General features: G+C 63.8%; 24 protein-coding genes, 1 tRNA gene and 1 pseudogene. 14 read left to right on the top strand and 12 right to left on the bottom strand.

Annotated features, from left to right (window positions below; all coding sequences use genetic code 11):
- On the bottom strand, positions 1 to 643 hold a 643-nt coding region (locus C479_RS14980), incomplete at its 3' end, for an electron transfer flavoprotein subunit beta/FixA family protein (protein ID WP_007704435.1).
- A gap of 328 nt (positions 644 to 971) precedes the next feature.
- Positions 972 to 1,835, bottom strand: a complete 864-nt coding sequence (locus tag C479_RS14975) for a hypothetical protein (RefSeq protein ID WP_007704433.1) — start codon at positions 1,833 to 1,835, stop codon at positions 972 to 974.
- 108 nt (positions 1,836 to 1,943) lie between these two features.
- On the opposite strand from C479_RS14975, the gene C479_RS14970 reads away from it, so the two are divergent.
- Positions 1,944 to 2,141, top strand: a complete 198-nt coding sequence (locus C479_RS14970; protein ID WP_007704431.1) for a DUF5800 family protein — start codon at positions 1,944 to 1,946, stop codon at positions 2,139 to 2,141.
- Positions 2,142 to 2,149: 8 nt separating this feature from the next.
- On the opposite strand, the gene C479_RS14965 is transcribed toward C479_RS14970, so the two are convergent.
- On the bottom strand, positions 2,150 to 2,704 hold the full coding sequence (locus C479_RS14965) for a DUF7097 family protein (RefSeq protein WP_007704428.1): 555 nt from the start codon (positions 2,702 to 2,704) through the stop codon (positions 2,150 to 2,152).
- Positions 2,705 to 2,922: 218 nt separating this feature from the next.
- Between C479_RS14965 and C479_RS14960 the strand changes: the two genes are divergently transcribed.
- On the top strand, positions 2,923 to 5,526 hold the full coding sequence (locus C479_RS14960; RefSeq protein WP_007704419.1) for a methyl-accepting chemotaxis protein: 2,604 nt from the start codon (positions 2,923 to 2,925) through the stop codon (positions 5,524 to 5,526).
- A 145-nt stretch (positions 5,527 to 5,671) separates the two neighbouring features.
- Complete coding sequence (locus tag C479_RS14955) at positions 5,672 to 6,025, top strand: DUF192 domain-containing protein (RefSeq protein WP_007704415.1); 354 nt, start codon at positions 5,672 to 5,674, stop codon at positions 6,023 to 6,025.
- Between the two features lie 387 nt (positions 6,026 to 6,412).
- On the opposite strand, the gene C479_RS14950 is transcribed toward C479_RS14955, so the two are convergent.
- A tRNA-Ser gene (locus tag C479_RS14950) sits at positions 6,413 to 6,497 on the bottom strand.
- A 119-nt stretch (positions 6,498 to 6,616) separates the two neighbouring features.
- Between C479_RS14950 and C479_RS14945 the strand changes: the two genes are divergently transcribed.
- Entirely contained in the window at positions 6,617 to 7,567 is a 951-nt protein-coding gene (locus tag C479_RS14945) for an AAA family ATPase (RefSeq protein WP_007704413.1), read from the top strand.
- A gap of 69 nt (positions 7,568 to 7,636) precedes the next feature.
- Positions 7,637 to 8,188: a hypothetical protein gene (locus tag C479_RS14940; protein WP_007704411.1), complete on the top strand. Its 552-nt coding sequence runs from the start codon at positions 7,637 to 7,639 to the stop codon at positions 8,186 to 8,188.
- 368 nt (positions 8,189 to 8,556) lie between these two features.
- Here C479_RS14940 and C479_RS14935 read toward each other — a convergent pair whose 3' ends face one another.
- From C479_RS14935 to C479_RS14905, 7 genes are all read right to left on the bottom strand, one after another.
- The gene (locus C479_RS14935) at positions 8,557 to 9,519 is read right to left on the bottom strand and encodes a zinc-dependent metalloprotease (RefSeq protein WP_007704410.1); all 963 of its coding nucleotides are present in this window, start codon (positions 9,517 to 9,519) and stop codon (positions 8,557 to 8,559) included.
- 46 nt (positions 9,520 to 9,565) lie between these two features.
- Complete coding sequence (locus C479_RS14930; protein ID WP_007704408.1) at positions 9,566 to 9,856, bottom strand: hypothetical protein; 291 nt, start codon at positions 9,854 to 9,856, stop codon at positions 9,566 to 9,568.
- A 54-nt stretch (positions 9,857 to 9,910) separates the two neighbouring features.
- On the bottom strand, positions 9,911 to 11,188 hold the full coding sequence (locus C479_RS14925) for a serine/threonine-protein kinase (protein WP_007704406.1): 1,278 nt from the start codon (positions 11,186 to 11,188) through the stop codon (positions 9,911 to 9,913).
- A gap of 39 nt (positions 11,189 to 11,227) precedes the next feature.
- On the bottom strand, positions 11,228 to 12,943 hold the full coding sequence (locus tag C479_RS14920) for a PP2C family protein-serine/threonine phosphatase (RefSeq protein WP_007704403.1): 1,716 nt from the start codon (positions 12,941 to 12,943) through the stop codon (positions 11,228 to 11,230).
- An 8-nt stretch (positions 12,944 to 12,951) separates the two neighbouring features.
- Positions 12,952 to 14,205 (bottom strand): serine/threonine protein kinase, encoded by a 1,254-nt coding sequence (locus C479_RS14915; RefSeq protein ID WP_007704395.1) that lies wholly within the window; start codon positions 14,203 to 14,205, stop codon positions 12,952 to 12,954.
- A gap of 144 nt (positions 14,206 to 14,349) precedes the next feature.
- Positions 14,350 to 15,555, bottom strand: a complete 1,206-nt coding sequence (locus C479_RS14910) for a vWA domain-containing protein (RefSeq protein WP_049907425.1) — start codon at positions 15,553 to 15,555, stop codon at positions 14,350 to 14,352.
- 173 nt (positions 15,556 to 15,728) lie between these two features.
- Entirely contained in the window at positions 15,729 to 16,625 is an 897-nt protein-coding gene (locus C479_RS14905; RefSeq protein WP_007704389.1) for an FHA domain-containing protein, read from the bottom strand.
- A gap of 417 nt (positions 16,626 to 17,042) precedes the next feature.
- On the opposite strand from C479_RS14905, the gene C479_RS14900 reads away from it, so the two are divergent.
- From C479_RS14900 to purF, 4 genes are all read left to right on the top strand, one after another.
- Positions 17,043 to 18,371, top strand: a complete 1,329-nt coding sequence (locus C479_RS14900; protein ID WP_007704386.1) for a hypothetical protein — start codon at positions 17,043 to 17,045, stop codon at positions 18,369 to 18,371.
- A 138-nt stretch (positions 18,372 to 18,509) separates the two neighbouring features.
- A complete protein-coding gene (locus C479_RS14895) occupies positions 18,510 to 18,752 on the top strand; it encodes an LSM domain-containing protein (protein WP_049907423.1) in 243 nt (80 codons plus the stop codon).
- A complete protein-coding gene (locus C479_RS15910; RefSeq protein ID WP_007704383.1) occupies positions 18,749 to 18,925 on the top strand; it encodes a 50S ribosomal protein L37e in 177 nt (58 codons plus the stop codon). The genes C479_RS14895 and C479_RS15910 overlap by 4 nt, the downstream gene beginning before the upstream one ends.
- Positions 18,926 to 19,128: 203 nt before the next feature.
- Positions 19,129 to 20,640, top strand: a complete 1,512-nt coding sequence (gene purF, locus C479_RS14890; protein ID WP_007704382.1) for an amidophosphoribosyltransferase — start codon at positions 19,129 to 19,131, stop codon at positions 20,638 to 20,640.
- 54 nt (positions 20,641 to 20,694) lie between these two features.
- Here purF and C479_RS14885 read toward each other — a convergent pair whose 3' ends face one another.
- Positions 20,695 to 21,261: a DUF420 domain-containing protein gene (locus C479_RS14885; RefSeq protein ID WP_007704380.1), complete on the bottom strand. Its 567-nt coding sequence runs from the start codon at positions 21,259 to 21,261 to the stop codon at positions 20,695 to 20,697.
- Positions 21,262 to 21,469: 208 nt separating this feature from the next.
- Between C479_RS14885 and C479_RS16605 the strand changes: the two genes are divergently transcribed.
- From C479_RS16605 to C479_RS14860, 5 genes and pseudogenes are all read left to right on the top strand, one after another.
- Positions 21,470 to 21,607: a hypothetical protein gene (locus C479_RS16605; RefSeq protein ID WP_049907421.1), complete on the top strand. Its 138-nt coding sequence runs from the start codon at positions 21,470 to 21,472 to the stop codon at positions 21,605 to 21,607.
- Between the two features lie 179 nt (positions 21,608 to 21,786).
- A complete protein-coding gene (locus C479_RS14875) occupies positions 21,787 to 23,130 on the top strand; it encodes an alkaline phosphatase family protein (protein ID WP_007704366.1) in 1,344 nt (447 codons plus the stop codon).
- A 102-nt stretch (positions 23,131 to 23,232) separates the two neighbouring features.
- The gene (locus tag C479_RS14870; RefSeq protein ID WP_007704364.1) at positions 23,233 to 23,700 is read left to right on the top strand and encodes a DUF371 domain-containing protein; all 468 of its coding nucleotides are present in this window, start codon (positions 23,233 to 23,235) and stop codon (positions 23,698 to 23,700) included.
- 19 nt (positions 23,701 to 23,719) lie between these two features.
- Positions 23,720 to 24,658, top strand: coding sequence for a cation diffusion facilitator family transporter (locus tag C479_RS14865; protein ID WP_007704362.1), 939 nt, complete (start codon positions 23,720 to 23,722; stop codon positions 24,656 to 24,658).
- Positions 24,659 to 24,784: 126 nt separating this feature from the next.
- Positions 24,785 to 24,979: pseudogene (locus C479_RS14860) on the top strand (endonuclease III domain-containing protein); the annotation flags it as partial.

The raw sequence follows: 24,979 nt of genomic DNA, 5'->3' as shown, positions 1-24,979 counted from the left end.
GCCCGCTCAGAGATGTGTATAAGAGACAGTGTTCGAGGCGGTGAGCGGCCTTCCGGTAGGACGGTTCGAACTCCGGATCCGCGACGACGAAGCTCGGCACCGGCGCGTCGACCGTCTCGATCTCGTCGACGTCGCCCTCGACGAGCCGTTTGGCACGCAAACGACCCGCCTCCGGTTCGATGTCGAGCGCGAGAGCGTGCGTGATCATCGGCCACTCCATCGCCCAGGCCGTCTGCGGACCGGTGTGGCCGGTCTCTCCGTCTGCCGTCTTGAAGCCCGCGAACACCAGGTCGATGTCGCCGACTTCCTCCTGGTACGTCTCGAGACCGGCACTGAGCGTGATCGCCGTCGCCCAGGTGTCCGCAGCCGCGCATTCACGATCAGACAGCAAGTACAGGTCGTCGGCGTAGACCGACTCCATCGCCTCACCCAGCACCTCCTTGTAGCCGGGCGGGCCCATGCTCATGACCGAGACGTGGCCCCCGTGACGGACGCGCGTCTGCAGCGCTGCCTGTAGTGCGAACGCGTCGTTCGGGTTCATCACCGTCGGCGTCTTACCACGTTCGAGGTGTCCCTCCTCGTTGAAGGAGACGGCCCCCTCGCTGAAGTCCGGGACACCCTTGGTCAGGACTACCGACCGCACGGTACACCTCGCATTCGTTCCACGGTCACTCGTCCCATGCTCGTGTTTCCCTATCGAAGGAATCGGTAATAAGATGCGGGGGTGACAATCGGCATCCAAGACAGGTTCTGGCGGCAAATGTACCACAATATTGACTGTTTTCGATGAGGGTTGCAATCCCACGCTCGAGCGACACTTGCGAAGACGGACCAGGAAACCCACCAATCGAACGCGATTTAGCAACGAGTTGTGGAACACGACTCGGTGCTGTCGCTATCGAAATCCAATCAACGTCCGCTATCGGACGAACCAGCACCTGCTACCGAACTCGAACCTACGACACGGGCGTTCAATCCGCCTCGGGGCGCGGATCGTTCTGCATCGTGATCTGGCCCGCCGCGCGCATGACGCCGTCGACGACGGTGTCGCTCCCGAGTTCGAGTTCGCCACAGGAGATATCGCCGAGCACTCTGACTCCCTCGGCGAGCGTGATCGAGCCGTCTCGCGTCGTTACGTCGCCGTGGACGATCGTGTTCCGATCGATGTGGATGTCGCCCCTGGCACGAAGACTCCCGTAGAGTTCCGTGTCACTGCCGACGTCGATCGATTCGGCCCGAATGTTTCCGTGTAATCGGCAGTCGTCACCGATCCGAGCGGGCGTCGAAACCCGCCAGGCGTCGTCGCTTACGGTTCCGTTCGCCGGGACGACGAGCGGTTCCGCCTCCGGCTCGTCCGCCGTGTCCTCGTCGATCAGTTCGTCGATCAGTCGCTGGGCGGCGTCCTCGTCCCCGACGACGAGTAGGTGTTTGAGATAGACAAACAGGAACACGATGGTCGGCATCGGGTTCCGGATGACGATCCAGCCGTTGGCCTCGAACCCTTCTTCGATGTCGACATCGTCGCCGATGTCTAAGTCCCCCGCGACCATGAGTTCGCCACCGATGTGGACGCGTTCACCGAGGTAGGCGTCGCCGCCGACGAGCACGCTTTCGGCGACGTCGCTCCACATGTCCAGGCGGCAATCGCCGTCCGCTTCGATGGCGCCACCGAACCTGACTCCCTCGCTCGCGACGACGTTTCGGCCACGGACGCCGAACTCGACCGACGACCGCGTCCCGAGGAGGACGTCCCCGTCGGTAACCAGATCGCGCTCCTGGGCTTCGGTCCCGTCTGGAACGACGAGTTCGTCGAGTGGCGCTCCGTGTCCCGGCACAACCGAAACCCGCGTGCCGAACCCTAATAAACGGCCGTCAGACGGGTGGCAGACGCAAACTGGGACCCAGTCGACTCGTTTTTGTGCCGACCGGGCGTAGCGCCACCGATGACTTCACTCGCGTTCGACGACGACGGCGTGGATGTCGTGTACGAAGGGACAGAGTTCCGACTCGAGAAGGCGCTCATCGAGGACGCCACGGACAAACGGTACTACGACGTGACCGACCACGAAGTACTACAGATCGTCGCCGAGCACCCGGAACTCACCGGAGAACCGAGACGGATCGGTGATATCGTCGGCTGAGTCCTCGATCACTCGGTGTCGTACCGGTCCGCCGCCGATTCGAACGCGAACTCCGCCCGTTCACGGCTTCGGCGCCCCTCACGCGCCGCGAGCGCCTCGGGATCCGGATTGACCTCGTCGGCCACCCGGGCCCACGAATTGTGAATCTTCGCGTGACACCACCGGCAGAGATAGATCGTTATCTCGTGAGAGGGTTGATCCGTTGTTGCGTCCGTCTCCGACGCGTAGGAGAGGTGGTGTTCTTCGAGCAACGGTCGTGAATCGGCGTGTGCCTCCCGTCGTTCCTCGAGTCCACACCGACTGCACTCGCGATCGCGATTTCGACACCGAAAGTGCGGACAGGAACGCCACTCGATCGCGTCCGAGCCCGCGTCCGTTTCAGACGGCGAGACGGCGAGGCACCGGTAGTCCTCAGCACGCCGATTACGCGCGAACGACGGATCCTGAGCGGCGTGCTCGATCGCGTAGCGACACCGACCGTCGTCCGTGAGGTAGTCACAGCGGTCGACGTAGTCGTACGGATCGTCGACACCAACGGGCGTCCCGTTAGGCGTGTGGCTCATCGCCTGTCGTTGTCGCCCGAGCAAATTGAGTGATGTGATTCATTCGCTAACCGGCCCTCGCAACCAGAACCCGAGTACAGCCGGCCCCCAGCCGTGTCAGGCCTCAAAACCGGCCAATAGGGTCAGAGGGCTGGTATAATAGACAATCGAACCAGTAAAATGGCCATAACACTTTCCTCCCCAAACGAACCTGCATTTCGTATGCACGGGGGGAAGAAATGAAACAACAGATGAGAAATTTGATACCGAAATCGTTGAGACAAAGCTACGCAGCAAAGTTCGCGGTCGTCCTGCTCGTTATCGGGCTCGCCGTCGGAACCATCGGCTTTCTCGGCACGTCGATGATTACCGAGAGTGTCCAGGACAACGCTCTAGAAGATCAAGAGGCGCTGACTGCCCAGGAAGCATCGACGATCGATACGTGGCACGAGAAAAACCTGCGAACGATCGAAAGTAACTCCAACACGCCGATTATCGAGGAAGGGACGAAAGCTGAGATGTCAAATCGGATCTCCAATCTCGAACTCGAACTCGGCGAGGGAGTCCACAGTCTTCATATCGCTGATATCGGCTCCGGCGAGCTGGTTACGACGACCTCGGACGGCCAATCACTGTCCGACATACAGTTCCCGAGCGAACAACTCTCGGCCGACATGTCGGCACAAACACCATCCTACACGGATGCGTACACGTCCGGAGGGACGCCGGTCGTCTCGTACTACATCCGGATCGGGCACCAGGATACCGAACAGTATCCGGATGACGTTGCGATGATCATTACGTACGATCTTCGGGAGCTCTCCGGTCAGTTCGGACAGAACACGGGTAGTGAGACGACCGTCGTCGCGCTGAACCAGGATCGACAGATAGTACTCGACGACACGTTCACCGGGAGCGGAAGCGACGCGCTCAACACCGGGTACATGGAAAACGTGTTCCTACAACCGTACGAGAGCAACCAGGAGTGGGTTGCGCGTGCCATGTCGGGTGAGAGTGAGGGCGGGGCGACGGTCGTCAAACAGCAGGCGAGCGCGTCGATTCGTGACGATCCGCACGGGTTCACCCACGACGAATTCGTCGGGTCGTACCACACGACGGAGATGGGGTGGACGGTACTCGTCCACACCTCGACCGACGAAGCGTTCGGGTTCGTCAGCACGGTCAATAAGTACGGCATCTACGCTACTATCGCCGGAATTCTCTTTATCGTCCTGATCGGCGCCGTGGTCGGCCGCAATACGGCGACGTCGATCGACAACCTGACTGGAAAGGTCGCCGAGATGGAGGACGGTAACCTGGACGTCGAGTTCGAGACCAAGCGGATCGACAATATCGGCCGCCTGTACGACGGGTTCGCGGAAATGCGTGACGACCTCAAGACCCAGATTTTGGAGGCCGAGAACGCCAGGGCCGAAGCGGAACAGGAGCGCGAACGTGTTCAACAGCTCAACAACGAGCTCCAATCTGCAGCCAGTTCCTACTGCGACGTGATGGAAGAAGCCGCAGACGGCGACCTCACCGTCCGCATGGATTCGTCCGCGACGGACAACGAGACCATGCAGGAGATCGGCGAGGACTTCAACGACATGCTGACCGAGATCGAGGCGACCGTCGAGAGCCTGAACCAGTTCGCAACCGAGGTCGCGACGGCAAGTGAACAGGTGACTGCCTCGAGCGAGGAGGTCCGCTCGGCCAGCGAACAGGTCAGCGAATCCGTCCAGGAGATTTCCGACGGCGCGAACCAGCAGTACGAGTCGCTCCGATCGGTCGACAACGAGATGAGCAACCTCTCGACGACGACCGAGGAGATCGCTGCCTCCTCGAACGAGGTCGCAGACGTCGCCGAACGGACCGCCCGGACGGGACGCGACGGGAGAGAGGCGGCGCGAGAGGCGATCGACGCGGTCGAGACGCTCGAAGACGAACGCGAGTCGGTCGTCGACGAGTTCGCACAACTGCGCGACGACGTCGCCGAGATCGACCACCTCGTCGAACGCGTCGGCGAGATCGCCGAGCAGACCAACATGCTCGCGCTGAACGCGAACATCGAAGCCTCCCGCTCCGCCGGCGGCGACGACGACGGCGGCTTCGCGGCCGTCGCAGCGGAGGTCAAGGAACTATCCCAGGACGTCAAGGAGGCCACCGAAGAGATCGACGACCAGCTCGAGGGTATCCAGACCCAGACCGAACGCTCCGCCGACGAAGTCGAACGAACCAGCGACGAGATCGAACGTGTCGGCGAACTGGTGACCGAAACCGTCGACGCACTCGAGGAGATCGCCGAGTACGCCCAGGAGACCAACGACGGGGTGCAGGAGATCTCCGCGGCGACGGAAGAGCAGGCGGCTTCCACCGAGGAAGTCGTCGCGATGATCGACGATGTCGCGTCGATCGCCGAGCAGACGACGACCGAGGCCGAAGGCGTCGCCGCCGCGGCCGAAGAGCAGACGACGGCGATGACCGAGGTTTCGAACTCCGCGAACGACCTGACCGAACAGGCGATGGCGCTCTCGGAAGCACTCGACCGCTTCGAAACTGACGCCCCTGCGGACGCGTCCGTCGTCGACCTCGACTACGACGGATCTACCGACGATGACGACGATGCCGGTAGCGACCAAGACGCGGACGAGACGTTCTCGTTCGGCGAACCGGCGGACGACGAGGCGGACGCGACCGACGATGAAACCGACGAGTCGGCGTCGATCACGTCCGACGAACCGAACGACAGTGAGACTGATTCGACGGAGTCCGAGGCCGGCGTGACCGACGATGACGCCACCTGGGGCGACAAAGAAGACGAAACGTTCTCCCTGGACGGGTAGCCCCCGCCACATTCGAGAACACGATCGCTTCTTCGTTTTCGCCGGGACGGTTGCTCGTAGTCAGAGAGCCCGTCCACTGACGAAACCCGGTCGCGGAGACACGACGGACAAAGTACTTATTGTGCGGCCATCCCCACCGGATAGCGTGCAGCTCGTCCACGAACCGCCGACTGATTCGCAATCGATCGTCGCGTCGTCCGTCCGAACGGCGGACTCGTTCCTCGCGAAAGCGTTCGGGCTGATGTTTCGTCGGTCCCTTCCAGCAGACTACGGCCTCGCATTTCGGTTCGACGAGCGACGGACACGCACCATCCACATGGTGTTCGTCTTCGTTCCGCTCGACGTGATCTGGATCGCAGACGGCGTCGTCACCCACGTCGAACGCCTGCATCCCTGGCGTGGTATCGCCCGCGCCGAGGCGGATTTGATCGTCGAACTCCCCGCCGGTAGCGCCGATGGAGTCGAGGTCGGGGACCAGCTCTCACTGACCGAGACGTGAGAGGCAGTCCCGTCGATCCCGAGAGTCGATACGCACCGATGTAGCACCGCCGGGAGTGGGTCGGAACGGTCCAGTAAAACGATGGAACACCGAGAGGGAGAGTTGAACCACGGTCCGACGTTCTCGCTCACTTCGTCCGCGAGCGTGCGACCTCCCTGATTCAAATCCCCGTTCGAGTTTTCACGGCGCCGTGGCTCGCTACGCTCGCCGCATTGGGCCGTGAAGAACGCCGAGAGGGAGATTTGAACCACGCCGAGACGTTCCGGGTCGCTCGCTCCGCTCGCGTCCCGGGCTGCGACTCGTCTCCTTCAAACTCACTATTCGCGCTCTCCGCTCACAGAGACGAGCACGCGCTACGCGGTGCTCGCCACATTGTTCGCGAAGAAGCGCCGAGAGGGAGATTTGAACTCCCGTGTCCGTGAGGACAGCAGATTTCGAATCTGCCGCCTTGGCCGGGCTAGGCTATCTCGGCTCGTCATCGTCTACCGGGTGGGTGATTTTAGTGGTTTCGATTCGGGTCCGAAACGGCCGTGGCTGGTGGGATTCCGTGGGGATCGCAAAAACTATCCGAGAAAGAATTGAGATACCAACATGGACGCCAGTCAGGCGCACGACGAGTGCGAACGCGTTCTCGAGACGATCGGTGAAGCAATCGTCGCCGATCGACGCTTCTTCGAAGACATCCTCGTCGGAGTGGTCGGCCGCGGGCACGTGTTACTGGAAGACGTTCCCGGCACGGGAAAGACGCTGACAGCCCGGAACGTCGCCAGGGCGCTCGGCCTCTCGTTTTCGCGCGTCCAGTTTACACCCGATCTCCTTCCGTCCGACGTGACTGGCACGCACATCTACAACGAGAACGACGCCACGTTCGAATTCACCGAAGGACCCATCTTCGCGAACATCGTGCTCGCCGACGAGATCAATCGCGCGCCACCGAAGACACAGGCGGCGCTCTTAGAGGCCATGGAGGAAGGGCAGGTGACCGTCGCCGGGGAGACCCGCGAGCTCCCGAAACCGTTCTTCGTGATCGCCACGCAGAACCCGGTCGAACAGGAGGGAACGTTTCCCCTCCCCGAAGCGCAGGTCGATCGGTTCCTCGTCAAGACCTCGATGGGATATCCCGACGAAGCCGGTGAGATCGAGTTGCTAGAGCGGCGAGCGAGCCGAGATGCACAGAGTCCGACCGTAGAGCGGGTGTTCGAAGAGAGCCACGTTCGCGACCTCCGGCTCGCACCGGAGACCATCGACACCGATCCCGACCTGCTCTCGTACATCGCGGCGATCGCTCGGCAGACGCGAACCGACGGCCGCGTCGCCGTCGGCGTCTCCCCGCGTGGCACGCAGCGACTCTTCGAGGCCTCGCGAGCGTACGCCACCCTCCAGGGTCGCGAGTACGTGACCCCGGACGACATCAAGCGCGTCGCACAGCCGGTACTCGCCCATCGGCTCGTCCTGACACCCGACGCAGCCGTCAACGACGTCGAAAAGTCACACATCGTCGAAGGCGTCCTCGACTCGGTTCCCGTCCCGACGATCGAGTGAGTACGCGCCGCGCCGTCTTCGCTTCTCGGGATTCGATACGTTCATCCACTCCGCGTCGAAAGTGGGAGTATGCGGATTCGAGAGTGGAACGACCTGCTCGAAGACGTCAGCGACGAGTCGGCAGCCCCGGCCGACTGGCGAGCGATCGCCGGCGATCGGGCCGGCGGCGTCGGCGAGGACCTGTACCTCGCACACCCACAGGTCGGCGTCTACCTCCTCAAAACGTACGCCAAGAACCCCTACGAGGTTGGCGGCTTCGGCGCCGAAGTCGCCAGATCGCTCGACGACGAACTCGGCTCGTTCCTGCCGTCCGACGACGCCGACGGTCGATTCGCCGTCCAGCAACCGCCCGACGACGAAGATCACGCCGAGACGGTGACGAATCGGCTACAGGCGGTCGTCGAAACCCACCGTGACGCGCCGACCACCCCGAAGGACTTCTTCGACGACGTGATGGACGCACTCGAGAGTCCAGCCTTCGGACCGATGGAGTACGATCAGTTCGATCGGCCCGAGGAATTAGACGAGCTCGCAGCCCGGTTCGAAGCGGCCGAATCGGTCCTCGACGAAGAATTGGACGACCTCATCGAGGCTGACGACGTCGATCGCGGATTCATGTGATTGCGCTGGCGATCGGCGCCTACCAGCCGCTCACCCGACGACCCCAGCTCGATCCCACAACGATTTCCGACGAATGCCCGTACTGTCGCTCCAACGGCACCGATATCCCACGCTCACAGTTGATAGAAAACGGCAGGGCATGTACCCTGCCACTGTCAGAGGCAGGCACCCCACTACTGGTGCCGTCTCTGTCTACAGATCATGACCACGTAGTAGTATGGCCTAATCGTTTAGGACAGGTATGTGAGAACGTACCACTTTTCCGGTTCTGCACGGTCGGATCGCGACGATAGCCCCCGACCGCCGGACCGGACAGAGCACGCGACGACAGAACACGGACGTGCCAAGCCAAGCGACGCCGGTCAGCCTCAGAGCGTCTCGTCCATCCGATCGATCCACTGCGACGGTGCGTCCAGTTCTGCTGCAGTCGGCAGCGCCTCAGGGCCGTTCCAGACCCGACCGGCGAACGCGAGGTCGCGCTTTTCGGCCACCGTCTCGAAGAAGCGCTTGCCACGTTCGTACTGTCGACGTTTGAGTCCGAGGCCGAGGAGGCGCCGAAACAGGCGCTGGAGCGGGGAGCCACCCTGGCGGCGATCGTCGAGTTTTCGCCGCAAGTCCCCGGTCTCCTGATCGAACGCGTGGTCCATCAGCAGTTCGGCGTAGCCCTCGACGACGGTCATCGCGACGTCCAGCGTTTCGAACGCGTTCGCGTCGAACGACCCCGACGAAAGCGTCCGCAGACTCGTTTCGACGTGGCGTTCGAGGTGGGCAGACAGCCACGGCGCCGTCGCGAACTCCGCCGCGTGCGTGACCTCGTGAAACGCGATCCAGCGGCGAAATCGATCGCGATCGAGGTCGAGTTGTTCGGCAACGCGGACGATGTTCGGGTGGACGAAGTACAGCGCGTGCGTTCGATCGGCGGACTCAGCGAGCAACAGCGGGTCGTACTGACCGAGGACGTTCCGGCCGAGATAGCCGAGCAAGACGGACATCGTTCCCGTGTTGACCGTCCTGGCGATACCGGGAAACGACCCGAGCTCGTGCTCTATTGGCGCCATCACGCGCTCGAAGGTCGTGACGTTGGCGTCGATCCAGTGGTGGCGGTTGTGGACGTCGATCGCGTCGGGCAGCACCACGTCGACGCCGCCGACTCGTTCGATCTCCCGGCGGGCATCCCTGACGTCCGCCCTGTACCCCGCTTTGTCGGCCTCGTCTATGTCGAGCGAACCGGGTGGCGTCAGCGCTTTCGACGCCTCGGCAGCCGCCGTCCAGTCGATCGCGTGCTCGCCCGAGGCGCCGGCGACCGCCCGAGCACTCCGATACAGATTCACACGCGACCTACGAAGCTACCGGGCAAAAGGGTTCGGCTCTCAGCGGTCAGTTGACGACGACATCTCGCTCGTCCAACGAGTCGGGTTCGGACTCGTCACGTCGATATCGACGAACGGCGACCGCGATGGCGATCATGGCGACCGCCCCCACGACCAGCGGACCCAGACCGCGGCCGTCGTCGGCCGACTCCTCGGCCGCGGGCTCGGTCTGCAGCGCGGTCTCGGCATCCTCCCGTGAGTCGTCCGAACTCGAACCCAGCCCGGGGAGCGACTGCGGACCGAGCTGGTACTCGCCGTCGAAGTGCAACTCCAACAGAGTGAACGTTTTCTCACCCATACGTGGCCTGTCCACAGTCGGGCACTTAGCCGTTGTGTCGCCAAAATCGGTCGCTCAGCGATCTGCCCCAAAGGTGAGGGTGGGGCTGTACTCCGGACTGACGGGGGAAAACCTGGTGCCGTGCTCGAGTGACACGTGCTCGGGCGGCGATCGATCCGGAACCGACTCCCCGGCAGCACGTCTGCGCTCGATCCCGTCGGCAGCGCAGACGTACCGCCACTCGCCGTCGATATCGACGTAGGTCCCGTTCACGCTCCGGTCCACGTATCGCCAGCCACCTGGCGTCCACTCGATCGTCGCGTGCGTCGGTGAGAGATATCGCTCGACGTCGGGAAGGACGACCGCCGGTGACGCTCGATCGGCATCGGTCCGACCAATCGCGTCGCCAGAACGGACGGAGACGCTGACTCCGCTGGCCTCGTCGGTTAGTGTCGCCCGCTGATCGGGAAGTCCGAGAATCGGTTCGAGCGCCGAGAGCAGTTCGGTGGCGTCGTCGTAGCGATCCGCCGGCCGGGGTTCGGTCGCGGTTCTGATGACCGTCGCGAGGTCGGCCGAACAGTCGACACCGTGGGCCCAGGGGTCGAACGGCGTCCAGTCCGCAATCCGTGAGGAATCGTCACCAGCTACTGGGGTATTGGCTGTCGCATCGTCACCAACTGCCGGATCATTGGCTGCCGTGTCGTCCGCGGCCGTGTCACCGGTGAGCACCGCCCAGATGAGCACGCCGAGCGCATAGACGTCCGACCACGGCCCCGCCGGGTCGTCACGAACATCCGTCGGCGACAGCTCCGGCGGTTTGAACGGATCGTGATGAAACACCGTCGACGTCCCCTCCTCAATAGCGGCGGCGGAGTTGAGGTCGATCACCACGGGCGTTCCTTGCGGGCGAAGCAGAACGTTAGACGGTTTGACGTCGAGGTGGACCACGCCGTTTTCGTGCAAGAAGGCGATCGCCCGACAGATCGGGGCGGCGAGTGATCGCACCGGGTCAGTTCCGGAGCGGCCAGTCGGGAGTCGATCCGCGAGCGACCCGCCGTCGATCAGTTCGGTCACGACGAACCCGCCCTCGTCGGTGGTCGATCCGTCGAGGAAGCGGACGAGCGACCCGGGGATCGGCGCCTCGGCGAACCGACGAACCCACCGGAGTTCCCGGTCGAAGTGACGCCTGACCTGCTCGCGGTCGTGAATAGCGTCGTCCGCTCGCTTGAGGGCAACCGGGCGGTCTCGATCCAGCTCCGTCGCTCGCCAGACGGTCGAGAGCCCGCCAGAATCGAGGCGAGCCTCCAATCGATAGCGGTCGGCGACGACCGATCCCGTCGGATCAGAACTCATCCGCACGACTCACCTTGGTGAACCGGTATCGGCTCCATCTCAGACGATGAACTGTTCGAACGCCGATTCACCCGTCTCGTCGGGTCGATTCCGTCTGTCACGGGCGTCCGCCACGGAGCGGAAGAACTGGAAGGTAACCGTCTCGGTCGAGCGCGGATCCTGGAGCGTAAACGCCGTTCCGTCCTCGATCGTCGTCGTCGCCGAGATCGCCTCCTCGGCCGCCGCACCCGGGTCGAACCCGTGTTCGCGGTGGAGTTCGACACCCTCTGCGGAGAGCAACAGTACCCATTCACCGGGAGCGGCCTCGACGTACGTTCCGGAGGAACTCGAATCGCGAACCGTCCACGCGTCGGCGTCCTCGTCGTACCCGATCGTCGTGTGGGCCGGTTCGACGATCCCGTCCGGTCCGACGTCCAGTCCGATGTCCGGACCGTCGTCCGCCGTGTCAGTCACGCATCCGATCGTCACGCCGTCACCGACCTCGAAGACCCGGTCCTCACCGACGACGGCGATCGCGGCCGTCGGCGGCTCGCCGTCACACAGCGTCACGACGTGTTCGTCGGGAACGAGTGGATCGTCGTCAGCAGTCGAGGGAGCAGACGATTCGGGGGTGCCGGACGAAGCCTCGGGGTCCGCCGACGTTTCAGGGCTTGTAGCCGCTGTCGAGTCCACATCGCCGGCCGATCCATCCTCGGCAGACGTCGATTGGGGCGGTGATTCGATCTCCGTCTCCTGATCGACGAGTCCCGGCGAATCGGATTCGATACCACGCGCCGGCGGTCGATCGGGCGTCTCGGCGGCGGCGGGATCGCTCGCGAGCGAGATGGAGAGGTTGTCCTTGCCACCCCGGTCGTTCGCGAAGTCGATCAGTTCCTCGACCGCGTCGGACAGATCGTCGGCACCGAGGACGATGTCGCGAATCTCGTCGTCCGTGACGAGCGTGTCGCGAATGTCGGCCCGGACGGCCTCCGTGTCGGTGGCCGCCTCGTAGGCCGCCCGGAGTGGCGCGATGTCCGGAAACGCGTCGATCAGTCCGTCGCTCGTCAGGAGGATCACGTCGTCGCGGTAGACCGGAACCGATCCGAACTCCACGTCGACGCTTGGCTTGCCGTGGCCCGATCCGCCGACCGCGTTCGTGATCGCCGTCGCATCTTCGTGGACGCGCGCGTGTTCGTCGTGATCGATTTCGCCTCGCTCCAGCAGGTCGTTCGTGACAGCGTGATCCCGCGTCAGCTGTTCGATCGTCTCGTGGTCCCGGTTGCAAACGTAGAGACGACTGTCGCCGACCCAGCCGTAGTGAAGGCGGCCGTCGGCGTACACGGCGGCCACGACCGTCGTCGCCGGCCGTGCACCGACGTCTCGCGCGTACTGCTGGACGTGTGCGTGCGCCTCGTCGATGGCCTCCTGGATCGCCGTCCGGATCCACGATTCGGAGAGGGGTGACGTGCCGTCGTCCGTCTCTGAGACAGTCGGCGGCGTCTCGTCGTAGGCGTCGATCGCATATCGCTCGGGACGATCGGTTCCGTCACCCAGCAGCGCCTCCGTCAAGTGCGCCCTGACGACCGACGTCGTCAGAAACGACGCGACGTCGCCGCTCGCTTCGCCGCCCACGCCGTCGCCGAGGACGAAGAGGCCGACGGATCGACTCGTTCCCCGATGGTGATTCTCGAAGACGGTCGTCGCCACGCTGTCCTCGTTGATGCCGTTTGCCTCGCGCTTTCGTCTACCGATGTCTACCGTGCTCGCGTGTTCCATAATGTCGGTCAGATGTTGAATTGAACGTAGAATCGTTCGGGATAGCCCGGGCTGACGAGCGCGATGACGTCGCCGTCGTCGAGCTGGCGCGTCGACTCCAGGTCGGCCGGGATCGATTCGCCCTTCTCTCGCTGGCGCTCCTGGCCGGTCTCCGAGAGGAGCCGGTCCCACGATCGCTCGTCGCGCTTGCTGATGTACGTGCCGTTGAGACTCGTGTCGATCACGACCCAGTTGTCGTCCTCGTCGGTGTCGAACCGGCAGTGAACGGCCGAGAGCGCGCGGTGCTCGTCGTCGTTTAGCATGATCGACGGTCGGGGGCCGTCCCGGGTCCGGCGACCGATCGTGTCACCGGGGCTGAGTCGCCAGCGCGTGTCCTGCCCGAGCCACGAGAGCGAAGCCTGGGCCGGCATCGTCGAGTCACGCGTCTCCAGCGCCCGCTTCAGGACCGAGGCGTTCGGGTAGCGATCGGTCTGGTCGTGCTGGGTCGCCGTTCGGATAATCTCGTCCAGATACGGCGCGCCGTCGACCCCGAAGTCCCGTGGGGCGACGCCGTCGTCGTCCGGCACCCAGCCGACCTGGAGGAAGCAGAGGATCTTGCCGATGGAGTAGACGTCGCTCCACGGCCCCTGTCGTTGTTCGGACCCACGATTCAATTCGGGCGGTTTGAACTCGCCGGGGACCGTCGAATCGCCTTCCGAACTCGCCGACGGGTTGGAGTGAGTACCGCTCGTGAACTCCGCGCCGCCCATCTCCGCGACGAACCCCTTCGCGGTCGTAAAGTCGATGAGTTTCGGCTCGTACGACCCGTCCAGCATGATGTTGTCCGGCTTGAGATCACGGTAGATGATGTCGTGATCGTGCAGGAACGAGAGGGCGTCACAGATCCCGATACCGATTTCCCGGACCTCGTCCGGATCGGTGATGGGATCTTCGTTTCTGACGACCGTCCCGAGCTCCTCGCCCTCGATCAGTTCGACGACGAGGACGGACGTTCCGAAGCCCTCCTCGACGCCGTAGGCGGCCATAATGTTGGGGTGACCGCCCGCCGTTCGAATGTCGGAGAGCACCTCCCGCTCGCGCTGGAAGTACTTATCGACCAGCTCGGGTGGAGCGCTCCCCTTGTAGTTCGGATACTTGAGTGCAACCCGGGACCCGTCGGTCGTGTCCCGCGCCCGCCATACGACGCCGAAACCGCCGCGGCCGAGCTCCGTCTCGAGTTCGTACCGACCGGCGAGTTCGTCTCCAGCTGATGGTTCAGACATGTTGTACGTGAAATCTCGTCAGCGATGGCGTCGACGACGCAACCCGACCGTCGACACCGGCCGACTCGTCCGCTGGCCAGGGTGGCCGAGTACGGTGACGAGCCGGACAGGAGTCGTGATTGGGAGGCCGTCTCGAGCCGACGCTCAGTTGAACTGACTGTCGTCGAAGACGACGGTCGTGTTCTCCTGTACCTTTCGCGCTTCGCTCTCGTCACCCTGTTCGATCCGGGTGACGTTCTCGCGGAGGACGTCGGCGATCTCCGTCTCGCCCGTGATGACCTCCGTCTCGTCGATCTTCTCACGGACTTCCTCGAGTTCGCCCGGGGAGTCGGCGTGGGCGATTCGCGTCCGGAGATCCGTGTCGTGGTAGGCGAGCGTGACTTCGGTTTCGTGCTGGGAGAGTTCCTGCGCGTCGTCGGAGTAGGTCACGGAGAGCGCGGTCGAGGCGTCGACGGCTTCGGAGTCGAGTTCGACGTCGGCGATGACCTGCTCGTCGCCGACCGTTCCCGGCGGGGCGTCCATCTTGAGGACGATCTCCTGTCGTTCTCTGTCCTGCAGGTCAGGGAGGCCGACGACGACGGAGCCGTCCTCCTCGTATTCGAGGTCGATCTGCTGGACCTGCGGGAGCCGACGGAAGGCCATCCCGACCTCACAGCCCTCGATCGGGTCGATGACGAGTTCCGGATTGTTCGCGAGCACCGTCGACGCCTCCTGAACGACATCGCCGAAGAACGAGCGGATGTCCGTCGGCTTTTCGACGTGCGCCCACCGGCCCTGGGAGTGCTCGCCGACGGTCCGGATGACCTCCTTGCCGTAGTTGGTCCCGATCCCCGCGGAGTAGACGGAGATGCCGGCGGTCGCGATCGCCTTCGCGAGCGGTTCGAAATCCGGCGGCTTCGCGCGCAGGTCGCGCCCGTCCGAAAGCAGGAGGATGCGCTTCGAGATATCTTCGCTCCCGTCCAGTTCGACGAGCGACTTTCGCGCTTCTTCCAGACCGGCGTAGATGTCGGTCCCACCGCCCGTCTCGATGTTTTCGAGGCGTTCTTCCGCCTCCTCGCGCTCGATGTCGCCCCATCGTGTCGCGTCCATGATCACGTCGACCTCGTTGTCGAACGTGATGATGCTCAGGTAATCGTCGTCGTTGAGCAAGCCGAAGACGAGTTTCGTCGCGTCCTGGACCTGATCCATCTTGCTGTAGGCCATCGAGCCGCTGCTATCGACACAGAGCGCGATGTGGCGCTGGGCCGGCTGGTCCTGCGCGTCCGGTTCGATGAGTAACTCGCAGGTGACTCCGCCCCCGTCTTCCGGCAGGTACGGACGGTTCACCTTCGTTGATAGTTGCGTCGGCATTGTGACTGGTATATCGTGGCAGGAACGTCGGATAACTTTTTCGGAGCGTTCAGTTAGTGTGACACCACGGCAATCTGAAGCGTGTGCTACGTGGCGTCGGCCACGGCACGTCCGCGAACGATCACCGCCAACGAACCGACAGGAACGGCGGTCTCGGCAGCGATCGATGGTGACTACAGTTCGACGGTGAGTTCGGCCCGCTCGGCGAGCGTGAGCGTATCGCCGTCGTCGAGTTCCGCTTCGTCGCCGTCTAAGTCCTCTCCGTTCAGCGTTGTTCCGTTCCGACTCGTGTCCGTCACGTAGACGCCGTCCTCGTCGACGGAGAACGTCAGATGGTCGCTCGAGATGTACGCGACGTCGTCCGAGCCGCCGCTTTCGTCGACGAGCGTCTCCAGCCACGGCTCGTCCTGGCGGCCGAACGTGTCGCCGTCCTCGAAGTCGTACGACTCGCCCCCGAAGGAGAGCGTGACCGGTGTCGCGTCGGCCTCGTCGTCAGCGTCTCCGTCGTCAGTATCGTCCGCGTCGGCGGCTTCGTCGTCGCCTGCTTCGTCGTCTTCGTCGTCCGCATCGGCGTTCTCGCCATCGACCTCGTCCGACTCGTCAGCGTCTGGCGCTTCGTCCGCCGAATCGGCGTCCGCCTCCGCGTCGTCCGCCTCGTCGGCTTCAGCGGCTGCCGCACGGGCCTCGTCGAGATCAGTCCCGCAATCGGGACAGTATGATTCCGTCGAGACCGCCCGACCACAGTCGGGACAGGCGTCGAGTTCGCCATCCCCGTCGCCGTCGGTCACGGCATCGGCGATGTCGGTCCCACAGTCCGGACAGTACGAGATCGAGTCGGACGACGCGGAATCGTCGCTCTCAGACGTACCGTCGTCCGTCGAGGCCCCTTCAGCGTCACCGGCCACCTCGTCGGTTTCGTCGCCAGTCGATCCATCGTCTTCACTCACTTCGTCGGTTGCTATTTCGAAGTTCGGGTGCGGTGTATCACAGTCCGGACAGAAGCCACCGTTTGGTGCGGGATCGAACGTCGTCTCACAGGAAACACACTCCAGGGTCGCATCATCTGACATAGTAGGTAGACGCGTTCACAGTCACTATAGAAAAAAGTATTGTCGTCTCACTTTATATTGTACAACGGCTCCGCCGGAGTCGGCTTGGAGAGACAACGGTGATATCGCTCCGTACGGAGCCATACTCGCCACCCCGACATCACAACGAGGCGCCCGATACCACCCGATGGGCTGATCCACCCGAGGCCCTGACATATCGGAGTGCAACCCCGCAGCAATTTCGTGCTGCCAGTGCGGCCAGCAGGGAGGGTCAGACAGCTGTTCCAGAAGCGAGAAATCCAGGGGTGAGAAACCACACCACCAAAAAAATCACGTCGAGTGAGGGGGTTACGTCAGAACCATGACTCACTGGGATCTCCCTTCGACTCACTACCGGTCACGAAACTATTTATCTGAGAAGTCCAATGTCATCCCAGAATGGACGTTCCAGAACGGGCCATGCGTGCCCACGTCACCCTCAGTTTCTACGAAGTGGCGGTGGTCCCGCTTTCGTTTTTGGCAGTCTTCTTCGCGTTGCTTCTCGCCGCCGGCGTCCTGTCGGGAATCGAGCTCGTTGGCGACGCGCTCGCCATCGGATCGACCGCGCAGTCTGTCCTACGGGTGGCCGTCGTCGCCGCGACGGTCGGCTCGCTGAGCGCGCTGGGTGGGGTCGTCGTTCGACTCTACCAGGGCGTCTTCGACCGGTCGTTCGGTTCACTCGCTCCGCTACAGCTCTGTGCGATTCCGCTGGTCGCGTTCGTCGGCGCTCTCGGCTACGGCGTCGCGTCAGGGAGCTCGATCACGGCGCCGTGGTGGATCGCCCTGATCGCCATCGTCAGCGCCCACGCGCTCGTCTTTCGGTCGATCGCGGTGTTCTCGATGCTCGATCACGCGAAACGGACCGGGTCGCACATTGGCACGATCGCCGCCCTTCCGGCCGTGCTCGCACTCGTCTCGCTGATCACCGAGCAGGTGCTTGGTGCGGGAATGAACGCGGGTGGGACGCTGGTCGTTTCGACCCTGGACGCCACCGGGATCCCGCAGGTTCCGGCGACGCTACTGCTGGCCCCGATCACCGTCGGCAGCGTGTACGGACTCACGACCCGGGAAGGGACGATATCGACGGACACCGACCGGCTGTCGCTCCCGGTCGAGACGGATCGATCGCTGCTCGACCGACTCCGGCCGTCCGGTGAATCGACGCCCTCGTCGAGAGCCTCCGGCGAATCGTCGGTTCGCAACCGTTCTGGCGGGGCGCCACCGCCGTCGAGTCCACACGCGAGTAATACGACCGGACGGTCGAACGGATCGACTCGGGACCGCTCCAACCGATCGGTCTTTCGGGGAGGGTCCAGCGGGACAGATGGGACGGAAGACTCGTCGTTCGCAGCCAACGCCGCAGACTCGGCCGAAGGAACGTCGAACACATCCGACGACGCGGCACAGACAACCGGGGGTGCGTCGACGGCATCGACCTCGGCACCGTCCGAGTCGGATCGAGTAGGTGACGAGTCGTCGCCCAACTCAGCCGACACGGAGGAACAGGAGCAGGAAGCGACCAGTGAGGCGAATACCGAATCTGGGCCGACTGCGAACGGGTCGGGGACGGAAACACGAATTTTCACGGACGATTTCGGCGAGTACGCGGGTGCCACCGGCTCGAACGCTTCTGCCGACACGGATTCCGATACGTGTCCGGAGTGTGCGACCGACCTTCCAGCCGACAGCGTCTACTGCCCGAGCTGTGGGAGTGAGATTCACACCTGAGTCCGGAACACCGCGATCGAAAACGGCACGAGAGAGTGAGGGTGACGGAATACGCCGGCAGAAACAGCGAGGCAGTCGGCGATGGCAATCGGTGCGCCGACCGATATCGTTAAGTGGGGCGTGACTGGCCTCTTTCGTATGAGTGGACGACCGCTGGACGTTCTCGAAGCCGCCCTCGGCGACCGAGTTCGCGTCAATCTGAAAACCGGAACGGAATACGTCGGTGAACTCGCCGGATACGATCAACACATGAATCTGGTCCTCGAGGAGGCCGAGCGGACGGCGACCAGCGAGACGGCACCGGCCGACGGCGACGAGGAGACGTCGAGTCAAGACACAACGATTATACGCGGCGATAACGTCGTTTCGATCAATCCATGACTGGTTCAGGAACCCCGAGTCAAGGCAAGAAGAACAAGACCGTCCACGTGAAGTGCCGACGATGCGGTGAGGCTTCCTATCACACGAAGAAGGAGCGCTGCTCGGCCTGTGGGTTCGGAAAGTCGGCCTCCCGCCGCGACTACGCCTGGGAAGGCAAAGCTGGCGACAACTGATCGGTTTTTCTCGTTCGTTCGATTCGACGCCCGATGCAGAGCCGAAGCTGGATGCAGGCCGGATAGTCGGCACAGGACCATCACTCCGAGTCAGTTGAACGTAGTTCTGCGCGCCAGAGCATCTCACGTCGAGACGAATTCCGCCGCCTCTGGCCACGGCGAAATACGGAGTCTTTTATCGGGTGGAGGCCCAAGCGGTGTGTATGACTGACGGGCGGGGCGAGACACCCCTCCGGAACGGACCGACGGAGAAGTGCGGCGTCGTCGGCGTCTCACTCGACGGCCGATCGGCGGCACGGCCGCTGTACTACGCGTTGTACGCGTTACAACACCGCGGACAGGAGTCTGCCGGGATCGTCACTCACGACGGCTTCCAGCAGCACAGCCACGTCGAGATGGGGCTCGTCGGCGACGCGTTCGACGAGGGAGACCTGGACGGCTTGACCGGCGAGGCCGGCATCGGGCACGTTCGCTACCCCACGGCCGGGAGCGTCGACAAGGGCTGTGCACAGCCCTTCTCCGTCTCGTTCAAGAGTGGGTCACTCGGCCTCTCGCACAACGGCAACCTGGTCAACGCGGACGAGATCCGCGAGGAACTCGCCGGACTCGGCCACGCGTTCACGAGCGACGGCGACACCGAGGTGATCGCTCACGATCTGGCCCGGAACCTCCTCGAGTCGGACCTCATTCGAGCGGTCAAACGGACGATGGGGCGGATCCACGGCTCCTACGCGCTCACGATCTGTCACGACGACGTCGTTCTCGGCGTGCGCGACCCAGAGGGGAATCGACCGCTCTGCATCGGGAAACTGGACGACGGCTACGTCATCGCCTCGGAGTCGGCGGTGATCGATACGCTCGACGGCGAACTCGTCAGGGATGTCCGCCCGGGCGAACTCGTCGTCCTGGAACAGGACGGTTCCGGGTTCGACTCCTACCAACTCGTCGAGCGCGAACACACGGCCCACTGCTTCTTCGAGCACGTCTACTTCGCCCGTCCCGACTCGACCATCGACGAGACACTCGTCTACGACGGGCGCCGGGAACTCGGGCGCAAGTTGTGGGCGGAAAGCGGCGTCGAAACCGACGTCGTGATGCCGGTACCGGACTCAGGCAGGGCCTTCGCCAGCGGCTACGCCGAGGCGGCCGGCGAGACGACGGCCGACGGCGCGCCACGCGACGATGAGGACGGTGGCCCCGAGTTCGCCGAGGGCCTGATGAAGAATCGCTACGTCGGCCGAACGTTCATCATGCCCACGCAGGACGAGCGCGAGCGCGCGGTCCGACTGAAGCTCAACCCGATCAAGAGCACCGTCGAGGGCAAGTCCGTGACGCTGATCGACGACTCCATCGTTCGCGGGACGACCTCGACGCAACTCGTCGACCTGCTCAAAGACTGCGGCGCGACGGAAGTTCACATGCGAATCGGCGCCCCGGCGATCGTCGCCCCGTGTTACATGGGGATCGACATGGCGACGCGCGAGGAACTGATCGCGAGCGACAAGTCGGTCGACGACATCGCCGAGACGATCGACGCCGACAGTCTGGCGTACCTCTCGACCGATGCGGTTGCCGCAGCGCTCGAGACCGACCGGTCCGACCTCTGTCTCGGCTGTGTCACCGGCGAGTATCCCTACGATATCGACGGCGAAGCGACGGATCGCGACGTGACTCGGCCGGAGATCGACGGACAGGCGATGGGCGCCGACGACTGAGACGGGGGTCGATTTACCGTCGACGGCAGTTTTCCACGACGAACGTCGGTCAGTCTATCCGTAGACGACCCTGCCGAGGAGATAGACGACGATGCCGAGGGAAAACGAGATCATCCACAGTGATGCGGCCACGCGGCCAACCTTCGCGTGTGCCGTCTCACGAAGGCCACGCACGTCGTGGCTCACGGCCAGTCCGAGCGTGTAGTAAAGCAGCGGAATACAGACGATCGCGAGTCCGACGTGACCGATCAGGACGGGCAGGTAGACGAATCGGAAGATCTCGTCTGGACCGGCGAACGACGCGGCCCCGCCGGTGACGACGAGCCGGTAGAGATACAGCGTGAGAAAGGTCACGAACAGCCCGACCGCCGACCCCATCGCTCGACGGTGGGTCCGAACGCGACCGCGGCGAATCGCCCGCCAGCCGGTGGCGATGGTCACGATCGCGACCGCACTGATGAGGACGTTGACCGTCGGGATCGCCGCCAGGACGGCCTCCGGCGCCGTGGGGAGGACTGACGAGGGAACGTAGCCACCCGCCGCGGCGAAGACGATGGCCAGCGAGACGGCCGACAGCACGCCAGCAACGAGCGGAACACGATCGGGTGAGAGTGGTGCCATCGATCGAACTGTGGCGGCGGAATCGCCTTAGCAATTGGTGTTCGACGACGGCCGAACGTGGCCACGGTGCCGTCCCCAACCAATTTCCGCCACCGACTGCGGTGTGAACCTCGAACTGACGACATACTCGGCAGTTATCGCCACCGTTTGGCACATGCATTATGAGCATGGGTAATCTTTTGAGTGGTGCGTGCGTACCTGACCGTGTATGGCTACCAGTGAGCGGTCCCCACGGTCGACCCACGAACCCGACTCGCGAACGGCCCCCAGCGACGAGGGCGCCGGTATGGCCCACCTGACGGTCGTCCCGACCAATCTGGACGACTCAGACGCCGATCGGGAGTAGCGACCGTTTGATCGACGCGCACGGAAAGTGCGTTTTCGAACGCCAATCAACACGCTCGGCCGCCGATACTCGGATAGCCCACCGCTCTCGGACACAACACCGACGTCGCAGACAGCACTATTCTCGCACACAGTGTGGAGAGACGAACCTTCTTGTATCCGGTCAGACTACCGTCTCCCATGGGCCTCTTCGACCGGTTGCGGGGGGAGGACGACCCCCGTGTCGCCTTCATCGGCGTCGACGGTGTGCCGTACAGTCTCCTCGCCGACCATCCCAAGCGGTTTCCTCACTTCGCCGCGCTCGCAGCCGAGGGTACCGCGGGGGAGATTTCGAGTATCGTTCCGCCGGAGTCGAGCGCGTGCTGGCCCGCGCTGACGACCGGCGTCAATCCCGGATCGACCGGCGTCTACGGCTTCCAGGATAGGGAAGTGGGAACGTACGAGACGTACGTTCCGATGGGGCAGGACGTCCAGGCGACTCGCATCTGGGATCGGGTCACCGACGCCGGCCGGAACGCGACGGTGCTCAACGTCCCAGTGACGTTTCCCCCGCAGCGAAACGTGCAGCGAATGGTCTCGGGATTCCTCTCGCCGGAGTTAGACGCCGCCTGTCACCCGGGCTCCGTGCAGGCAGACCTCGATGCCATGGACTATCGCATCGACGTGAACCCGAAACTCGGTCACGACGAGGATAAAACAGCGTTCATCGAGGACGCCCACGAGACGATCGACGCCAGGTTCGAGGCGTTCTCACACTACATCCAGGAAGACGACTGGGACCTCTTCATGGGCGTCTTCATGACGACCGACCGGGTCAACCACTTCCTCTTCAAGGACTACGAACGCGACGGGGAGTACGCCGAGGAGTTCCTCGAATTCTACGAGGTCGTCGACGAGTACATCGGTCGCCTGCGTGAAATGCTTCCGGACGACGTGACGCTCGTCGTCGCCTCCGATCACGGCTTTACGAGCCTCGACCACGAAGTCCACTGCAACCGGTGGCTCGCCGAGGAGGGCTGGCTCTCCTACCGAACGGACGAGCCCGAGGGGTTAGACGACATCGCCGACGAGACACGGGCGTACTCGTTCATCCCCGGTCGCTTCTACCTCAACCTCGAGGGACGCGAACCGCGTGGCTCCGTCTCGTCCGAGGACTACGACGAGGTCCGCGACGAACTCGCCGAGCAACTGCGCTCGCTCACCGGGCCGGACGGTAACCCGGTCGTCGAGCGTGTCGTCGAAAAAGAGACCGCGTTCCGGGGCGACCACGACGAGATCGCGCCCGACCTCGTCGCGATTCCCGCCAACGGGTTCGACCTCAAGTCCGGCTTTGCGGACGAGGGCCCCGTCTTCGACACCGGTCCCCGAAACGGGATGCACAGCTTCGACGACACGTCGCTGTACATCGACGACCCGGATGTCGAGATCGACGACGCCGACCTCTTCGACATCGCCCCGACGATCCTCGAATACATGGACATCGAGTATCGGCGAGGCGACTTCGACGGCGCGAGTCTGGTCTGAGACGCTCGTACTGGATCATCCGCACACACCCATCAAACCCACAGCGAGCCAGTTCTCCCCAGCATCGATTCCGTTTTCAGCCCGACGCTCACCCGGTTACACATGACCGAACAGGCGGATGCAGTCGACGACGACCGACGCACAGAAGTCATCCACGCGCGCGGCCACGAGCTCGTCAGCGGCGAGCACGCCAGTACGTTCGAAGTCTCGACCGACGACTTTCTCACGCCCGCGGGCGACTGTATTCTCGCGATCGAGGCCGACCGCGCGCCGGCAGAGTTCGGTTCGAACTTCGTCGCCGCGTGTCAGGACGCCACCGCGACGATCACGATGAGCATCACTGCCGGCGGGTTCGAGACGACGATCACCGGCCGGGGAGATCCACGACTGACCTTCGAGAGCAACCGAAGCGCCGTTGGTCGGACGAGCGATTACGTCGACGACAGGACAATTATGCTAGACGCCGATCGAGCGGCGGGCGACATGGATCGAGAACTGATCGATGCGCTGGCCGACGGCGCCGACGCGCGGGTCGTACTCGCGGTCGAAGACGGGAACACTGAAGCATAGCCCGTCGCTACGTCCCGGTATGAGCGAGGCTGTCGATCGGCGGCGGTTCGCCCGCGCGGCCTGGGTGAACGTCCTCGGCAACGCGGCGAAGATCGTCGTCGAGGGGATCGCCGGCCTCGCGTTCGGCAGTGTCGCACTCCTCGCCGACGCGGCACACTCGGTCGGCGATCTGGTAGCGAGCGTAGTCGTCCTCGTCTGGGGCGATACGCGGTTTCAGGATCCCGACGACACCCATCCACACGGCCACGCCCGAATCGAACCGCTGACGGCGCTGTTCGTCGGTGCGACGATCGTCGTCCTCGGGGGAAGTCTCCTTTTGGAATCCGCACAAGGCCTCCTCGAGGGAGAGAGTGCGACCTTCAGCTACGTCCTCCTCGGCGCGCTCACGTTCGCGATGGGACTCATGTACGCCACCTATCGCTACACCGAGCGCGTCAACGCGACCATCGACTCGACGGCACTCGCCGCCCTCGCCGCCGACTGCCGGAACGATATCTACACGACGATCGCCGCCTTCGTCGGGATCTTCGGGCTCATGATCGGTTACGAACCGCTCGATCCGATCGCCGGCGGCCTCGTGAGTTTCCTGGTCGTCTATCAGGGCGTCTCGATCGCGCGTGAAAACGTCGGCTACCTGGCCGGCGCCGCCGCCCCGGCTGACCACCGCGCCGAGATCACGGACCGACTCCGAGAACACCCCGCCGTCGAAGGGGTTCACGACCTCGTCGTCTACTACGACGGCACGGTCCTCGAAGTCGAGGCACACGTCGAAGTCGACGGCGGCTTGACGCTCAAAGAGGCCCACGAGATCGAGACAGACCTCGTCGAGCGCGTCCGCGCGCTCGAGGCAGTCGGCGACACGCACATCCACCTCGATCCATCGGGGATGGGCGAGTGGAAAGACGCGACCGACGGCGGGTGGACGGCGGAAGAGTCCCCGAATCCCAATCGCTCCTGACTAGCTGGGACCGGCCTGCCCACCGACCGCCGTTCCGACGGTCCGATCACGAGAGTGGACAGCCGATCGGACATCGACGGTCCGGTGACCGCAGGGCATTTCTTCAGTCCGTCCCTCTCGTCGGGCATGAGCGAGGAGCCCGATGATAGCCCGGCGGACGGAGACGAACCCGCCGTCAACATTAGCGGGGGTGCCGACGGCGGTGGGACGGCTGCGGGGTTCGATCCGGGGACGGCCGATACCCGGACGGAGCGAGTCGTGGATCGCCTCGGCGAACTGTACTGGCAGAAGACCTACGGCGGGCAGGACGCCTTCACCTGC

Origin of the sequence: Halovivax asiaticus JCM 14624 (genome assembly GCF_000337515.1) — an archaeon.
GTDB lineage: Archaea > Halobacteriota > Halobacteria > Halobacteriales > Natrialbaceae > Halovivax > Halovivax asiaticus.
The sequence above is the reverse complement of the archived record's forward strand: the minus strand, read 5'-3'. Positions and strand labels throughout refer to the sequence as shown.

What these genes read in the sequence shown, in the direction of transcription:
- C479_RS14970 (WP_007704431.1), top strand. Translation starts at nt 1,944, where the DNA reads ATGACTTCACTCGCGTTCGACGACGACGGCGTGGATGTCGTGTACGAA.
- C479_RS14965 (WP_007704428.1), bottom strand. Translation starts at nt 2,704, where the DNA reads ATGAGCCACACGCCTAACGGGACGCCCGTTGGTGTCGACGATCCGTAC.
- C479_RS14960 (WP_007704419.1), top strand. Translation starts at nt 2,923, where the DNA reads ATGAAACAACAGATGAGAAATTTGATACCGAAATCGTTGAGACAAAGC.
- C479_RS14945 (WP_007704413.1), top strand. Translation starts at nt 6,617, where the DNA reads ATGGACGCCAGTCAGGCGCACGACGAGTGCGAACGCGTTCTCGAGACG.
- C479_RS14940 (WP_007704411.1), top strand. Translation starts at nt 7,637, where the DNA reads ATGCGGATTCGAGAGTGGAACGACCTGCTCGAAGACGTCAGCGACGAG.
- C479_RS14930 (WP_007704408.1), bottom strand. Translation starts at nt 9,856, where the DNA reads ATGGGTGAGAAAACGTTCACTCTGTTGGAGTTGCACTTCGACGGCGAG.
- C479_RS14925 (WP_007704406.1), bottom strand. Translation starts at nt 11,188, where the DNA reads ATGAGTTCTGATCCGACGGGATCGGTCGTCGCCGACCGCTATCGATTG.
- C479_RS14920 (WP_007704403.1), bottom strand. Translation starts at nt 12,943, where the DNA reads ATGGAACACGCGAGCACGGTAGACATCGGTAGACGAAAGCGCGAGGCA.
- C479_RS14915 (WP_007704395.1), bottom strand. Translation starts at nt 14,205, where the DNA reads ATGTCTGAACCATCAGCTGGAGACGAACTCGCCGGTCGGTACGAACTC.
- C479_RS14910 (WP_049907425.1), bottom strand. Translation starts at nt 15,555, where the DNA reads ATGCCGACGCAACTATCAACGAAGGTGAACCGTCCGTACCTGCCGGAA.
- C479_RS14905 (WP_007704389.1), bottom strand. Translation starts at nt 16,625, where the DNA reads ATGTCAGATGATGCGACCCTGGAGTGTGTTTCCTGTGAGACGACGTTC.
- C479_RS14900 (WP_007704386.1), top strand. Translation starts at nt 17,043, where the DNA reads ATGGACGTTCCAGAACGGGCCATGCGTGCCCACGTCACCCTCAGTTTC.
- C479_RS14895 (WP_049907423.1), top strand. Translation starts at nt 18,510, where the DNA reads ATGAGTGGACGACCGCTGGACGTTCTCGAAGCCGCCCTCGGCGACCGA.
- C479_RS15910 (WP_007704383.1), top strand. Translation starts at nt 18,749, where the DNA reads ATGACTGGTTCAGGAACCCCGAGTCAAGGCAAGAAGAACAAGACCGTC.
- purF (WP_007704382.1), top strand. Translation starts at nt 19,129, where the DNA reads ATGACTGACGGGCGGGGCGAGACACCCCTCCGGAACGGACCGACGGAG.
- C479_RS14885 (WP_007704380.1), bottom strand. Translation starts at nt 21,261, where the DNA reads ATGGCACCACTCTCACCCGATCGTGTTCCGCTCGTTGCTGGCGTGCTG.
- C479_RS16605 (WP_049907421.1), top strand. Translation starts at nt 21,470, where the DNA reads ATGGCTACCAGTGAGCGGTCCCCACGGTCGACCCACGAACCCGACTCG.
- C479_RS14875 (WP_007704366.1), top strand. Translation starts at nt 21,787, where the DNA reads ATGGGCCTCTTCGACCGGTTGCGGGGGGAGGACGACCCCCGTGTCGCC.
- C479_RS14870 (WP_007704364.1), top strand. Translation starts at nt 23,233, where the DNA reads ATGACCGAACAGGCGGATGCAGTCGACGACGACCGACGCACAGAAGTC.
- C479_RS14865 (WP_007704362.1), top strand. Translation starts at nt 23,720, where the DNA reads ATGAGCGAGGCTGTCGATCGGCGGCGGTTCGCCCGCGCGGCCTGGGTG.